12 protein-coding genes are annotated in these 14,767 nt (G+C 51.2%); 4 read left to right on the top strand and 8 right to left on the bottom strand.

Annotated elements, in window-relative coordinates; translation table 11 throughout:
• Positions 1-123 precede the first annotated feature (123 nt).
• A complete protein-coding gene (locus ACETK5_RS27820) occupies positions 124-1,491 on the bottom strand; it encodes a S1C family serine protease (protein WP_100541303.1) in 1,368 nt (455 codons plus the stop codon).
• A 1,122-nt stretch (positions 1,492-2,613) separates the two neighbouring features.
• Here ACETK5_RS27820 and ACETK5_RS27815 point away from each other — a divergent pair.
• Positions 2,614-2,877, top strand: a complete 264-nt coding sequence (locus ACETK5_RS27815) for an alpha/beta-type small acid-soluble spore protein (protein ID WP_207797551.1) — start codon at positions 2,614-2,616, stop codon at positions 2,875-2,877.
• A gap of 167 nt (positions 2,878-3,044) precedes the next feature.
• Here the strand turns inward: ACETK5_RS27815 and ACETK5_RS27810 are convergent, their stop codons facing one another.
• The 5 genes from ACETK5_RS27810 to yycF all read right to left on the bottom strand — a co-directional run bounded on the left by ACETK5_RS27810 (position 3,045) and on the right by yycF (position 8,482).
• A complete protein-coding gene (locus ACETK5_RS27810) occupies positions 3,045-3,848 on the bottom strand; it encodes an MBL fold metallo-hydrolase (RefSeq protein WP_394059163.1) in 804 nt (267 codons plus the stop codon).
• A gap of 7 nt (positions 3,849-3,855) precedes the next feature.
• On the bottom strand, positions 3,856-4,605 hold the full coding sequence (gene yycI, locus ACETK5_RS27805; RefSeq protein WP_394059162.1) for a two-component system regulatory protein YycI: 750 nt from the start codon (positions 4,603-4,605) through the stop codon (positions 3,856-3,858).
• A gap of 39 nt (positions 4,606-4,644) precedes the next feature.
• On the bottom strand, positions 4,645-5,925 hold the full coding sequence (locus tag ACETK5_RS27800) for a YycH family regulatory protein (protein ID WP_394059160.1): 1,281 nt from the start codon (positions 5,923-5,925) through the stop codon (positions 4,645-4,647).
• The gene (gene walK, locus ACETK5_RS27795; RefSeq protein ID WP_394059536.1) at positions 5,922-7,676 is read right to left on the bottom strand and encodes a cell wall metabolism sensor histidine kinase WalK; all 1,755 of its coding nucleotides are present in this window, start codon (positions 7,674-7,676) and stop codon (positions 5,922-5,924) included. The genes ACETK5_RS27800 and walK overlap by 4 nt, the downstream gene beginning before the upstream one ends.
• A 74-nt stretch (positions 7,677-7,750) precedes the next feature.
• On the bottom strand, positions 7,751-8,482 hold the full coding sequence (yycF, locus tag ACETK5_RS27790) for a response regulator YycF (RefSeq protein WP_071219355.1): 732 nt from the start codon (positions 8,480-8,482) through the stop codon (positions 7,751-7,753).
• A 530-nt stretch (positions 8,483-9,012) separates the two neighbouring features.
• Between yycF and ACETK5_RS27785 the strand changes: the two genes are divergently transcribed.
• Positions 9,013-9,309, top strand: coding sequence for a hypothetical protein (locus ACETK5_RS27785; RefSeq protein ID WP_076326590.1), 297 nt, complete (start codon positions 9,013-9,015; stop codon positions 9,307-9,309).
• 595 nt (positions 9,310-9,904) lie between these two features.
• Here ACETK5_RS27785 and ACETK5_RS27780 read toward each other — a convergent pair.
• Together ACETK5_RS27780 and ACETK5_RS27775 are read right to left on the bottom strand one after the other, a co-directional pair.
• On the bottom strand, positions 9,905-11,473 hold the full coding sequence (locus ACETK5_RS27780) for a peptidoglycan DD-metalloendopeptidase family protein (RefSeq protein ID WP_394059157.1): 1,569 nt from the start codon (positions 11,471-11,473) through the stop codon (positions 9,905-9,907).
• 272 nt (positions 11,474-11,745) lie between these two features.
• A complete protein-coding gene (locus ACETK5_RS27775; protein WP_394059155.1) occupies positions 11,746-12,432 on the bottom strand; it encodes a hypothetical protein in 687 nt (228 codons plus the stop codon).
• A gap of 253 nt (positions 12,433-12,685) precedes the next feature.
• Between ACETK5_RS27775 and ACETK5_RS27770 the strand changes: the two genes are divergently transcribed.
• Together ACETK5_RS27770 and ACETK5_RS27765 are read left to right on the top strand one after the other, a co-directional pair.
• Positions 12,686-13,363: a response regulator transcription factor gene (locus ACETK5_RS27770; RefSeq protein ID WP_100541311.1), complete on the top strand. Its 678-nt coding sequence runs from the start codon at positions 12,686-12,688 to the stop codon at positions 13,361-13,363.
• The gene (locus tag ACETK5_RS27765) at positions 13,360-14,739 is read left to right on the top strand and encodes a sensor histidine kinase (RefSeq protein ID WP_394059152.1); all 1,380 of its coding nucleotides are present in this window, start codon (positions 13,360-13,362) and stop codon (positions 14,737-14,739) included. The genes ACETK5_RS27770 and ACETK5_RS27765 overlap by 4 nt, the downstream gene beginning before the upstream one ends.
• Positions 14,740-14,767: the final 28 nt, after the last annotated feature.

Raw genomic sequence — 14,767 nt, 5'->3', positions numbered from 1 at the left:
ATACTATTCAACGCTAACGGTAATATATACCCATGAACGGCTGCATTAAACAATGGACAAGCACATGAATTTGAAAAAATCCACATTGCCTTGGGCCGACCAAGTCAGCCGATCCAGCCTGTATTACTCTCCAGGCTTCTCTTCCAGCTTTACCTTCAGGGACTGCAGCTTGCCGTCACGGTAGAAGGTCACGTCCAAGTCTTTGCCCACCTTCGTGTTGTAATAAAGGTGCTTGCGCAGCTCCAGCGTCGTCGTGATCGGCTTGCCATCCAGCTTCACGATGACGTCGTTCAGCTGCAGACCGGCATCGAGCGCAGGTCCAAGCGCATCCAGCACGACTACGCCTTCCGTTACCGTCTTCGGCAGCTTGAGGCCCTCCTTCTCCTTCTTACTCAACGGAGCATACGGATTACTCAAGTCTACGGTGTATACGCCAAGATAAGGGCGGGCAATATGCCCCTTCAGCATCAGCTCGGTTACAACCTCCGTAATTTCATTGACCGGAATCGCAAACCCAAGTCCTTCTACGCCGGTGTCTGCAATTTTCATTGTGTTAATGCCGATAACTTTACCGTTCAAATCCACCAAAGCGCCCCCGCTATTCCCCTCATTAATGGCAGCATCGGTCTGAATGACCTCCTGCTCCCAATCGTAGATGCCATCCTGGTTCAGGGATACGGGTATCACACGGTTCGTGTAGCTGACAATTCCGGATGTGAGCGTGTCACCCAGGCCCAGCGGGTTGCCGATGGCGATGACGGTTTCGCCGAGGCGAAGCTTGGAGGAATCTCCAAACTCTGCAACCTCTCCGATGCCTTTACTGTCAATTGACAGAACGGCAATATCGCTGACGTTGTCTGTGCCGACCAAGGTCGCTTTTTTCTTCTCGCCGCCTACCAGCACAACCTCCAGGGAGTCGGCGCCTTCCACCACATGGTTATTCGTAATCACGAAGGCTTTGCCTTCGAGTTTCTTGAAGATAACACCAGAGCCCAGGGCGTCCTCCTGTGAACCGCCGAAATCTTCGCCGAAATCAAAATCTTCGCCGAAGTCGAACCCTTCCGGAAGCTCGAAGTCCCCTTCATCCTCAGGCAGCGTGCCGGATTCCTCCTCCAGACCTTCACCCTCGATACCTTCCTCTTCAGGCAGCACGGTCTCTTTATGCGTCAGCACGCTAACCACGGCCGGACGCACCTTCTGGGCAGCGCTAATAATCCGTTCATAGGGATCTCCATCAGACGTGGACAGCTGATGGCTGCCATTTATCATGGTAAGTGGTGAAGAGGTCGCTGGATGGCCCGTTATGAAGCTGAACAGCATCACCGCTATCAGAGCACTGCACACAGAACTGATCGCGGAAATCTGGAATGTAGATAAGCCCTTTTTACGGCGGGTCGTCCGCCACTTTGTTCGCTCAGGTCGGTCCTCGCTGGTATTTTTGCTCCGTCTGGAAATTTTAGTTGAATAGAAATCATCGTCAAATAATCCCATTGCGATCCCTCTCTCCCCTTGGTTGCTACGCGTCAAGATACTTTACCAGCTTCAGACTCTCCGCCATTACCGACTGACCTATTAAATCATCTTGTCGTCATAACAACCTGCCCTGCACCGAGTGTATCTAGCTTCCTATGAAATCGGCAGCGTGCCACCTGTTTAATATCTCTCTATTGTAATGACTCTTCAGCGGCTCAAAAAGTTGCATTTTTGAGCATTCTATTTGAACTTTTATCGAAATATCGCTCTACATCGAATATCTCAATCCATCGCCTGAAATCTAGTTCCATAAAAGGTATGTATTGCCACCCGACAGTTCAAAAAAAACCCTGTATTCTTCTATTACCACAAACAGGGCGACTTAAGCGCGAAACATCTGTTTTTTCTAAAAAAAGATGGGAAAACCTGGGCCATCCGTATTTTAAAAGTGCAAATGACCTGGTGCCTTGCTCGATGCAAGTGCTTAACAGAAGCATTCAGACCTTCCAGTGCTCCTATTGTACCACACGAACAGAGGTTCACGTCAGCATTCTTTAATAAAAACAAATGCCAAATTGATGGCAATTTTAAGAGGCTGTACAATGCGAGATTCTTCATTCGATACAACGTATAGCCCGGATGAACATATTAACCTTGTATACGTGACGGACAACCGAATGGTTCCACTATTTAGGGATTTTCTTCAACGGTCCAACTCTTCTTTTCCGGCGTATCCGCTATTCCTAACCGCCTGCAACCCTCATTCGCGCATTCCCCCTTAAAAAAAGAATACCGGACAATTGTGTAAAGAAAATGGCAATATCGTCAGTCTCTCATGACCAAACGATCCCGTTCGGAACGCAACGTTAAAGGTGGCTCCGGCGACCCACACCTCATTCCTATTTGGCTTCCCCGCAACTTATTCTTCCTTAGCTGCCCATTGGAAAAATACTTTCTGTTCCCTTCCGCTTCGCCCCTTCAGTCAAGGCCAGTCTATCCTGTTTCCTCATCCAATATGCCTCGGTTCCATTCTCTTCAGCCCTCCCCTAGGATTTGAACTGGTTAGGTTATCCATTCATCTGTAGGTGACCTGCAGGGAATGTTATGAAGGGGAAACCATTCTGCAAGGAGGGTTATGGGATGGCAAGAAGATCAAGGCGGCGCCGGAGTCCCGAAATGCAGCAGTTCATGACCGACGTCATGCGGGACGAAGGCTATCAAGTGGATCCGCAGAGACAGCAGGACGTCAAATATGAGGTGGCCAAGTCACTCGGTGTACCCCTTAAACCGGGCGACAACCGAGATCTGACCACCGAGCAGGCCGGTAAAGTCGGCGGTGCGATTGGCGGTTCCATGGTCCGGGAGATGGTGCGTATGGCACAAGAGAGCCTGAGCAAGCGTTAGAACGAGCCTCATCTCTCCGGAACTCGGCATCCCTTAAACAGCAAAACAGCTCCACGTCATAGTTCCCTATGATCGTGGGGCTGTTTTGTTATGCCTATATAATGATAACGAATATATGATGGCTTCTAAAATAAAATCGTCAATGGTATACCTGTCGTTGCCTAAACCTATTCCCCCACCTTATCCCAAGGGGTCGGACGGTCATAATACGTATCGCATAATTTAAACTCGCTATCCTTGAAGAAGCAGCCGCGGTCCTCCATCGTATCGCGTACGGTCATTCTCGCCAGTTCCATCATGTTATGATCCAGGCTGAGATGGGCGAGATACGTTCGTTTGGTATCTCCCGTCAACAGCTCGCTTAAAGCATCGCCTGCCGAATTATTCGACAAATGCCCCATATCGCCGAGAATCCGACGTTTGGTATTCCACGGATAGCGTCCCATCCGGAGCATCTCGATATCGTGATTGGCTTCCAGAACCAGGACATCCGATCCATCCAGCGCTTTCTTCACCTTATCGCTGACATAACCGAGGTCCGTGGCAACGCCCAGCTTCTCGTCACCGTCATAGAAGCAATAACCGACCGGTGCCGCAGCGTCATGGGATATTTCAAAAGGCTCCACCCGCAGCGTGCCAAAATCCTTGACCTCATGACTCTCCAGCACAATCCGGTTCTCTTCCGCAATCTTGCCCAGCGACTTGCTCATCGCTTCCCACGTCTTCTCATTCGCATAGATCGGGAGATTGTATTTGCGAGCCACCGCGCCAAGCCCCCGGATATGATCCGAATGCTCATGCGTAACCAGGATCCCGTCGATTTCTTCCCCCATCATTTCGCGTTCCTTCAACAGCTCATCGATGCGCTTTGCACTTAAGCCCGCATCAATTAGCAATGTCGCATCCTCATTGCGGACAATGGTTGCATTGCCCGTTGAGCCGCTCGACAGCACGGAAAATGAAATCCCCATAGTCTTGTTACTCCTTTGTCGTATCGCTTTTTGGCGTCAGCACGTCCCCGCTAATGCCTTGTACATAGATCATCTCGCCATGATCCAATGTAAACCGCCAGGTTGGCGCTGCTAACTGATCCTCCGTATTAAACAACTGTCCATAATAGCCAAGCTGAATATCCCTGACCGCTGAATCAGGCGGGATGAAGTTACGTTCAATGAGCGTTTCCAAAGCCTTGGATGCGGGCAGAACCTTTTGTTCCTCCGTATCGTCGGTTGGCATAATCTCAAACACTGGCTCCCGGTACGCATGGATCTTCTGGGATTCGTAAATAAACTCCAGTTCCACATTGAACAGCGGCCATTCCTTCTTCACCAGCGGCCGGAATACGATGATGTTCTCTTTATCCGACTGCGGATCATGGCGATAATTCCCGAGATCCGTCATCTTGCCTTCCAGCGCATTCCGCAGTTCCTTCTCATCGGCATAAATCAGCTCCGTATCAATCGGCTGTTCCAAACCTACCGGCTCTCCCTGCGCTTCCGCGCTGTAGATATAATTAATCTTGGGCAGTTGCGGCGTTTCCGTCGGAATCGGACTCAGCAATTGAATCCGATTCTCCTCAATCACCTGCTGAGTGCTCTCAGAAAGCGAGGTGAAATCCAGATTGGAGCCGACCTGCTCGCGGTAATCCATCCAGAGCTGATAGCCCAGTACCAGATTTAACAGCAAAAACGCGTAAATCAATACATTTTTGGCACGGCCCCAATCCATGATTTTCCCTCCTTGTCATTCAATTGCCATCTTCCTCATTTATTCAAGTGTGATAACCGACCCGTTCTGGAGCTTTAAGGCCCATACAGGCTTCAGCAGCAGCCCTTCTCCCGTCCGCACTGGTAAATAGGCGGGATCCAGACCCATAACCACGTTCTTCTCCTCGACATAAGGCTTCAGCTTCGCTTCCAAGGCCTCGCCCCCTGTCAGCTTCACCATCTGTTTCTTTAAGGCAGCAGACTCAAGATATAACAGCGAGCGCTCATACGAGGTTACCGTTCCCTGCTGTAAATCCAATTCCATGACGCCATACTGGAAGCCTGGCGTATTCAGGATCGGGAATCCGCCATAGTACTGCTGGAATTTTACCAGCGTCCGATCTTCGGATTCACTCGCCTTAGCCAGTCTATACGTGCCATTCCAGCCCCCGTGCTGATTCACGAAATCGATGGCGGACAGCACGTCCTTGCCGGGGCTGCTCTCACCGGATGGCGGCGCAGCCGGATCGGTGTAACTGATCCATTTCTGCCCCTGGTCCACCTGCAGGCTCCGCTTACTGTCCGTATAAATCTCGGAGCCGTCTTTTTCCCGGATGTTGCGGGTGATGCTAGGGTCAAAGAACAGGCTTCGCTGCATTTGCTCTACCGTATATTCGCCAATCGGCAGTTCAATGCTGACCATATTCAGTTCCTTCTCCGGGGTATAATACCGGCCATCCACCATCTTATACGACGTCCAGCTCAGCCCGAAGTCCACCAGTTGATCCACGTCCTGTACGGTCAAATCCGCCTGCGCGGCTTCATAGACGACATCGCCCTCCGTACTGAAAAACATGACATGGATCTTCGCTTCGCCTTCCACGCTGTACAGCCATATTTTATTGATGCTTTCCCCTTCAAACAGGGTGTCCGGGACGATCTGCATCACTCTCTGGAGCAGGGTAACCGGAATGCCGGAATCAAAGCTCAGCTCAATGCCCCGATTCTCGGAGCGAACCTTGGCCCAGTCGATGTTGTTGACCATCCGCCGCTGGAAATTATCAAAGGTCCGTCCTTTAAGCCGATTATACACAAGATTGTAGAACGTATCGTTCGGATAGAACACCGTATGTTTGTCTTCGCCTTGATGAATGATCATCTTGTCGGGAAAAAGCAGATTTTCGGGCTTTTCCTCCGGCCCCATTTCCTCGGTTCGGATATAGGCGTCCTTGGATTGCACAACCGAATCACTGCCCGGAAAACGGAAAATCAAAACGTAACTTTGCAGCAAACTGCCAACGACCAACACGACCAGCAGAACGGTCTTCAATCTCTCCTTCACGTTAACGCCCTCCCCTCATTGTCCAGGGGCAAGGTGAAGGTCACCGTGGTGCCTTTCTCCAGCTCGGATTGAAGCGTGATAAAACCTCCATGTGCCCTGACAATTTCCCGGGCAATGGATAGACCGAGGCCCGTTCCGCCCAAATTGCGCGTCCGGGCCTTATCTACCCGATAGAAGCGCTCGAAGATCCGGTCCAGGTCCTTCTTCGGAATGCCGATCCCGGTATCCTTTACCGATAAGGACAGCATGCCTTCCTCGGTTATGCTTGCATCCATGGTGATAGTGCCTCCGTCTGGCGTATATTTAAGGGCGTTGGAGATCAGGTTATCGAGAACCTGATCAATGCCATCCCGGTCCAGCATAGCTGTCGATACGCCCGGTTTCACCTCAATAATGGTGCGGATATGCTTTTGCTTCATTTGGAAAGAGAATCGGTCCTCTACGTCCTCCAGCATCTCCACAATGTCCGTCGGCTCCTTATGCAGCGCAGCCTCCTTGGAATCAAGCCGTGACAGATGCAGCAGGTCCGTTACCAGCCGGATCATCCGGCCGGTCTCATTCTGGATGACACCGACAAATCGCGGCCCCATCTGTTTATCCTCCAGCGCACCATCCTCCAGCGCCTCGGTATAACTCTTGATGGTTGTCAGCGGCGTGCGCAGCTCATGAGATACATTCGCCACGAACTCCCGCCGGGATGCTTCCAGCTTCTCCTGCTCCGTAACGTCTTGCAGCACCGCAATCGTACCGGTGATGCCAATCTCCCGCCGGTGAATCGGAGTAAAGGTCACACGCATCATGAACGGATCGCCGTCCTCCCGCGGGATTATTTCCAGCAGCTTGGAGTCATGGCCTTCACTGCGCGCCAGCGCCTCCGATTCGGACTCCTCAAGCCCCAGCAGGGACACGATATCGTGTCCTGCCAGCTCTTCCCCCTCCACGCCCAGCATCTCACTGGCGCGCCGATTCATCAGGATGACACGTCCTGCTTCATCGGTTGCGATGACGCCGTCGCTCATATTGGTCAGAATCGAAGCAAGCTTCTCTTTCTCTTCTTCGTTCTGCGAAAGGGCTTCGCGCAGACGGCTGGTCATATAGTTAAACGCCTGGCTGAGCTGGCCGATCTCATCGCTGCCGAACACCGGCGTTTTCTCGGTAAACCGGCCGTCCGCGACGGCCCGGGCATGCTTGGTCAGCTCCTTGATCGGATGAGTGATCGTATGCGACAGAATGACGCCGAGCACCGCAGTCAAGCCGAGTGCGAGCAGAATGCCCGATATAAAAATATTGTTGATCCGCTGCATCGTGCTGTACAGCTCGCTCATGCTGGCTACAATGTAGATGGCACCAACGATTTTCTCGTTATACATGACGGGCTTGGCCACCACTTTTTTGCGGATATTATCATCATCAATAATGTATTCTTCATTATCCTGTATTCCCTGCAAGGCCCGGCTGACAACCGTCTGTGTATTCTTGGTGTTCACGTAGTCCGCATGGGAGGGCAGCGAAGTCGTGAGAACCCGCCCCGTGGAATCCAGCACCTGAATCTCGGCTCCGTTCAGATTGAACAGATTGTTCACCATGACGCGCAGGCTCTCAATCGGGTCCTCCTCCGTATCATTCTCGCCGCCAAGGGTCTTGGCCGCCAGAACCGACATCAGCTCGGCGCGCTCCTGCAAGTCCTTCGTGAAATTGCTGGTCAGCGAGTTCTTCATCGCACTCACAAAATACACCCCGATCAGCTGCATCGCGATCAGAATGAGAAGGACATAGATGATGATGACCTTCGCCTGAATGGTGCGGAAGAAGGACAGCCACTTCATTACAGGCCTCCGTTTTTAGCGCTGCGCATCAGGTAGCCCAGACCGCGCCGAGTCAGGATATATTCCGGTTTACTCGGATTCTCTTCAATCTTCTCACGAAGTCGGCGAATGGTAACATCCACGGTCCGCACATCGCCAAAGTATTCAAACCCCCATACCGCCTGCAGCAAATGTTCACGAGTCATCACTTTGCCGGCATTACGGGCCAAATAATACACCAATTCATATTCGCGGTGCGTCAGGTCGAGCGCTTCCCCGCTTTTGTATACCATGTACATATCGGTATCAATAAACAGCTCAAACAGCCGCAGGCCTTGTCCGCCTGCACTTGTGCCGCCTGTGTTATCCGCTGAGTTGTCCGGCTTTTGCTGACGGCGTAGATGCGCCTTCACGCGTGCCAGTATTTCTCTGGTGCTGAACGGCTTCGTCACGTAATCATCCGCACCAAGCTCAAGTCCCAGCACCTTGTCGATCTCCCCGTCCTTTGCCGTCAGCATGATGATCGGGATCTGCAGGTTCGCGGCACGTACCTCGCGGCACACATCCATTCCGTCTTTTCCGGGCAGCATCAAATCAAGCAGCATTAAATCCGGCCGCTTCGTGAGTGCAATCTCTACCGCGCTAATGCCATCAAAAGCGCAGATGACCTCATAGCCCTCTTTTTCCAAGTTAAACTTTAAAATATCGGCGATGGGTTGTTCGTCATCCACCACCAGAATGGTTCCCTGCATCGTCCTGTTCACCTCATACCTTCACTTAAAGAGGATGTTCAAAAAGTCCCTCTTTGATCACGAAGCAGCACCGGTAGCCACTCGACATCGAATCTTGAATTCAGCCGGGCTTTCCGGTGCTCACGTACCATAACGTACGCTCCGCTCCTCAATCCCTAGCTTCATCCAACCTTCTCGGTGCTGAAAGTTTGACTTTTTGAACTCACACTTAAACGGTCTTCTTCCCATTTTACCACACCTGCCGCCGCTACACACCCACAGCTCCTAACAGCTCACCTGATTCAGGGGGCGGCTACTTTAATGATAATCTTGAATGAATAACAGATCAGGCGTAAGAGAAGAGGACTCCTTTCGCTTTATGAGTGCGCGGATTAAAATGATGAAGATCGTGCTCTTGTAAAACCGTCTCGATAGTTGAAATTCATAACTTTTCTGGATTATGATGGAATCATCCTTTAAGGGAGTTTCATCCGTTTTATTTAAGTTAAGAATGAGAGCTCAATCTATAAATATAGGAAGGAGTTATATGGATGGAAAGTACAAATATAGTTACTCATTTTAGACCCATATATATTCTGTTTATCCTCATTCTGATCATCTCATTGTTCATCATGATTTTTCGGAATCGCCATAAAATAATCAATGGCTTTACAATCGCAATAATTACCCTTATTAGTTTGGCAGTATCCGCTCATCTGACCTATCAAATAGGTTACCTTGCAGATGAATTAGGAACCAGCGGCGACGCTGTTTCCTTTATGATGTTTATTGCAGTGGTGATACTATCGTTGGTTAATCTCCTAGTCTACGCCTACAAAAGAGAATAATTCTTATCGAGGGACACCACTTGCGCCCCCACTGCAGACACTTTCCCGTTCTGCCCCGCCCACACCGCCTCCCTACGACCGCCCCGATTCAGGGGGCGGCCACCCGCTTCGCAGCTTAGCCGGAATGTACGGGGATGGATTCGACAGATAAGGGAAAATATCTTGGAAGACGCCTTTGGGAGCCCTTTGTCCCCTCATAAAATTCAATTCAGACAAAGGGCGGACAACAGCGGCTGGAAAGATATTTCCCGTTCTGCCCCACATCCCCACTCCGACTCCCTACGACCGCTCCGATTCAGGGGGCGGCCACCCGCTTCGCAGCTTAGCCGGAATGTACGGGGATGGATTCGACAGATAAGGGAAAATATCTTGGAAGACGCCTTTGGGAGCCCTTTGTCCCCACATAAAATACAATTCAGACAAAGGGCGGACAACAGCGGCTGGAAAGATTATTTCCCGTTCTGCCCCACATCCCCACTCCGACTGGCAAGACGCAAAGATGGCCGCCCCCGTTAAGGAGCGGCCATCTTCACTATTATGATATATGAACCAATAATGGCTTATGTCGCATTGGTTTACCTAGTATAACACAGAACTACAGATAATTCATCGGATTTTGGGCAACTCCATTTTTTTGCACTTCGAAATGGAGGTGAGTTCCAGTTGAACGGCCCGTATTCCCCATGACGCCCAGCTTGGAGCCTTGTCCAACCGATTGTCCGTTGCTCACGGAAATCTTGCGCATATGCCCATACAGAGTGCGATATCCATTGCCATGATCGACAATGACGACGTTGCCGTAACCGCTCTGCTGACCGGCGAAGACCACTCTTCCCGAGGCGGCTGCCATAATCGTGCTGCCGCCAACCAGATCGACGCCCTCATGGCTTCTTCCCCAGCGATGACCGTAGGGGCTCGTAATCCGCGCGCCGCTGACCGGCCATGCGAACATGCTGCTGCCGGATTTCTGGGTCACCGTTACTGCTTTTTTCTTAGGCGTTACCTTGGTGCCTTTGTACACCACTTCCGGCAGCGATTCCTGAACCACCTGTTGGCCCGTCCATTGCTTGGAGATAACCTGCCCGTTCTCTTTGGTTACGATATAATCCACGGTTTTGACGCCATCCCGTCCGGGACGAACGACCTTTCGTTTCCCAAGTGGAAGCTCGCTGCTCTTGCGGACAATCGTTTCCGGCTTGCTTGGCTGCTTCTCCGATACCGTCTCTACCGTTCTTACCGTCAGCGGCGCTTCCGGCTTCGTTACTTGCAGTTCGGCCCCGATCTGAACGTATTTCTCCTCCAGCCCGGGATTCAGCGCCATAACGTCAGCCGACTTCATACCGAAATGTTGTGCGATGGAAGAGATCGTATCCCCCTCTTTCACCGTGTACACCACCGGCTTGTCCTTCGTGCCCGTAAGCACCTTCACCGCTTCCTCCACGTCCAGCACCTTGTTCGGGTCAGCCTTCGTGTTGGCCAGCGAGATGTTCTCTTTAATGTCCACGGACTGGAGCCCGCTTCCGTCACCGCTCTTCTTGCTCGATGCCGATGCCGACGTCTTCGTGAAAGCGACCCTCTGCGTCTTCTCCTTCTGGGCAGCCGCCGGAGCGAACTTCAGCTTGGCTGCTTCGACGGCAGCCTTGGCCGTCTGCTGATCTTTCACGATCGCCACCGTCTTGCCGTTCACCTTCAGCTCCACGCCGCGGGCATATGCCTTCAGCAGGTTATCCAGCTTATGGAGTGTCTCCTCGCTGTTCACCTCCGGTTTATAGGAACGGTCAGCTTTGGTTGTAATGCCGTCGGTATTGAGCACCATAAGTACATCTGGGTACTCTTTTTGATATTCCTTCTGCTTCTCTTTAAGCAGCTGATCAAGCTGGGCATCATCTTGAATGGTGCCAATCGCTTTTCCATCTACATACACATGATAGAACGGAATCGTATTTGCGTTTACATACGCTTTTCCGCCCGTATATATTGATCCTGCTATGAGCAATGCCCCTGCCGAAATCCAAATCCACCTGCGCGGCGAAGTCCATCCCCGTTTTTGTGGATTCGACGGCTCCGAGGGCTCACGATTCGAGTTGTTGTTGTGGGCAGAATGGTCGGCTGCTTGCTTACGCAAGATGCTATCCATCCACCGTTTCCCCTTAGAACCTTTCATGTCTCTCTCCTTTAAGCCTTGTTCATATGTAAGAATCTGTTCATTTGAACTTGCTGACTTAGCATTGAATATGACACAACCTGTCAAAAGGTATCAAAATTTTAACCTTTTCGATCTTCGTATACTTTAACATAGCCTTAACAATCATTTCAAGTTTACGAAAACAGCGAAAAACCCGCGCCCAGCGCGGGTTTCCTCATTTTCCCTAATATATAACCTTAGCAAGACAGTGACAAAACAGTGACAGAACAGGCCTGAACGCCGTTATACCGTTATTCTTTGAGCATGGTGATCAGTTTATCGAATTCCTCTGCATTCAAATATTTGGATATGCCCTGCTCGATGTCTGCAAGTTCCGCTGCGGTCAGTCCGTCCTCCATCGCCTCGGAGATCTTCTGCATTTCCGATTGGGGCAGCTTATTCATCAGCATGGTAAAAATCTCTTCCTTCTCCTGTGTTGGCAAGCTGTCCTTCCGATCGGCAATTTCCCCTGGTGTCATGACAATCTCTTGATCTTCCAGGGAGGACTCGTCAGGCAACTCTGTCGTGTTCGTGCCCATCACTGGCAAGGAATTATCCGGCGCCTCTTCATCTGCTGGTGACTCATCCGTCGTTCCCGCCGGGTTCGAATTCGCCTCGTTGTCCTCTTGTGCCCCTCCATTACGATCCGAGCCGGCTCCCGTTGCCGGTTCATCGGACGCAGCATCCTTATCTTCTGCTTGGTTGTTATCCTTTGCGGCGTTCACGCTGTCGATATCCGACTTTGGACCAGAGCCCATACCGAACATCGACTTCACAATACCTCCAACCCCCATAGGCTCCGTCTCCAGCTGAATGTTAAAACTGGACAACACCGATTGAATATAGGCATTGACCACGATGCCTGTTGTCACAATCGTGAGCGTGCTCACCAGGATGGCGGTCAGGCTGATTTTCAGCAGCCATTTCGTCCACTTCATACGAATTTCCTCCTATCTCATGCATGGTGAAATGACATGACAATAATTTCTTTCTTTTTCCAGTATTGACGGTTCGAAATCGCTTCAATCCCTTTTCCCTCTTTTTTTCTACTTCCATCTGATATATTTCATGATTCGGTTGGTTTTAGGCCACACTACTCCCGTGCTATAGAGAGTACAATCGACCGCACACGGGAATTTATGATACATATATAGTCAATCGGAACTGCACATGAAGGAGGTCAATCTAGCAATGATTCATATATTAATCGCGGATGACGACGCGCATATTCGGGAACTTCTGCAATATCATCTTCAAACCGAAGGGTACACGGTGTTTACGGCTGCTGATGGGGAAGAAGCTTCTGCTCGCTTGGCAGAGGAACAAGTTCATCTGGCTGTCGTGGATGTTATGATGCCGAACAAGGACGGTTATCAGCTCTGCGACGAAATCCGGCGTTATTATGATGTTCCCGTCATTCTGCTGACGGCCAAGGATCAGCTCGTGGATAAGGAAAAGGGATATGCCGTTGGCACGGATGACTACTTAACCAAACCATTTGAACCAAGGGAGCTGCTGTTTCGAATCAAAGCCCTGCTGCGGCGGTATCAAATGGTCAGCGCAGACAAAATCCGTCTGAACGAAACAACCATCGACCGCAAAAGCTACGAGGTTCAAGGACACGGAAAGGTACTGATGCTGCCGATGAAGGAGTTTGAGCTGCTCTCCCAGCTTGCGAGCTATCCGGACCGGACGTTCTCGCGCGAGGAGCTGATTCAGCTCATCTGGGGAACGGATTTTGACGGAGATGACCGGACCGTTGACGTCCATATCAAACGACTCCGGGAACGCTTCGCGGACCGAAGCGGCGATTTCCGGATACGGACCATCCGGGGCGTAGGGTATAAATTGGAGGCGGCGCCGCAGTGAAAACCCTCCATTCGCGCATCGTCCTCACCACCATCGCCATCATGGTGATCAGCAGCTTGATTGCTTTTGTGCTGTCTAATCTTTACTACCAGTACAATCTCAAGCCCTTTAACGATCAGAAGGTCACCACCATGGCCAAGGATATCGGGGACTTTTATGACAGCCACCCGGAGACGGACATCCATGATTATCTCCATCACATCGGACAGCTCGGTTATCAATTCTATTTGGTGAACGATCAAGGCAAGGAGTGGTTCTATGGCGGCATGTTCCGTGAACAGGACCTTTCGCCCGAAACGGTGCGGCAGGTGCTGAACGGGAAGGTGTACCATGGCATCGCGGAGTTTCCGTCGGAGCTGTTCATCACCGGCTTTTTCGACAATGTCCTAAGCAACTCCATCGGCATCCCCATACAGGTAGAAGGCAGCCCTCACGCACTCTTCATCAGGCCCGATATTACCGTCCAGTTCGGGGAGATGCGTATCTTCTTCTCCATCATCATGGTCATTGCCATCCTGCTGAGCATCCTGCTTGTCGGCATTATTACGCGCTATATCGTGAAACCGATCGTGAAGTTAACCGAGGCCACCCAGAGCGTGGCGCAGGGCCAATATGACATTAAGCTGAACGTTACCCGGCGTGACGAGCTGGGGCAGCTTGCGGACCATTTTTCCCAGATGGCCAAAGGACTAGCGCAGTTGGAGCAGATGCGCCAGGAGTTTGTATCCAATGTCTCGCATGAAATCCAGTCGCCGCTGGCCTCCATTCAGGGCTTCTCGCAAACGCTGCAAACCAAGCGCTTGTCCGAGGAACAACAGCAGCATTACTTATCGATCATTGAGGCGGAAAGTCGCCGGATGTCCCAGCTCAGCAAACAGCTGCTTATGCTGGCGTCCCTGGATAAGGAAGAAAATATTCTCGATAAATCCACCTTCGACGTGGCCGAGCAAATCAAGCAGGTACTGTTCCACACCGAATGGAGCTGGCGCAGCAAAGATTTGACCATCGATATGTCGCTGCCGCCGACCTATGTCTATGGCGATCAACAGCTCCTGCATCAGGTATGGACGAACCTCATCACCAACAGCATTAAATTCACCGCACCTGAAGGCGCCATCTCCCTGCGTGTGACCAAACACAACACACAATGCCGCATCGAGATCTCCGATACGGGCATTGGTATTCCGCCAGAGCACCTGCCCCACATCTTCAACCGGTTCTACCGCGTGGATGAGGCTCGCGACCGCTCCGAGGGCAGCAGCGGATTGGGTTTATCCATTACCCAGAAAATTGTCGAACTGCATGGCGGACGTATTGAAGTCACGAGTCAGCCTGGAAAGGGAACCACCTTCACCGTGATCCTCCCTCACGTATAATGCAGCCTAATCTCAAGTTCATGCTCTG

Origin of the sequence: Paenibacillus ilasis, from assembly GCF_043195395.1 — a bacterium.
Lineage (GTDB): Bacteria > Bacillota > Bacilli > Paenibacillales > Paenibacillaceae > Paenibacillus_AQ > Paenibacillus_AQ lautus.
The sequence above is the reverse complement of the archived record's forward strand: the minus strand, read 5'-3'. Positions and strand labels throughout refer to the sequence as shown.

Coding starts and splice junctions, on each gene's coding strand:
- ACETK5_RS27810 (WP_394059163.1), bottom strand. CDS start 3,848: ATGGGGATTTCATTTTCCGTGCTGTCGAGCGGCTCAACGGGCAATGCA.
- ACETK5_RS27785 (WP_076326590.1), top strand. CDS start 9,013: ATGGAAAGTACAAATATAGTTACTCATTTTAGACCCATATATATTCTG.
- yycF (WP_071219355.1), bottom strand. CDS start 8,482: ATGCAGGGAACCATTCTGGTGGTGGATGACGAACAACCCATCGCCGAT.
- ACETK5_RS27780 (WP_394059157.1), bottom strand. CDS start 11,473: ATGAAAGGTTCTAAGGGGAAACGGTGGATGGATAGCATCTTGCGTAAG.
- ACETK5_RS27770 (WP_100541311.1), top strand. CDS start 12,686: ATGATTCATATATTAATCGCGGATGACGACGCGCATATTCGGGAACTT.
- ACETK5_RS27775 (WP_394059155.1), bottom strand. CDS start 12,432: ATGAAGTGGACGAAATGGCTGCTGAAAATCAGCCTGACCGCCATCCTG.
- yycI (WP_394059162.1), bottom strand. CDS start 4,605: ATGGATTGGGGCCGTGCCAAAAATGTATTGATTTACGCGTTTTTGCTG.
- ACETK5_RS27820 (WP_100541303.1), bottom strand. CDS start 1,491: ATGGGATTATTTGACGATGATTTCTATTCAACTAAAATTTCCAGACGG.
- walK (WP_394059536.1), bottom strand. CDS start 7,676: ATGCAGCTGATCGGGGTGTATTTTGTGAGTGCGATGAAGAACTCGCTG.
- ACETK5_RS27815 (WP_207797551.1), top strand. CDS start 2,614: ATGGCAAGAAGATCAAGGCGGCGCCGGAGTCCCGAAATGCAGCAGTTC.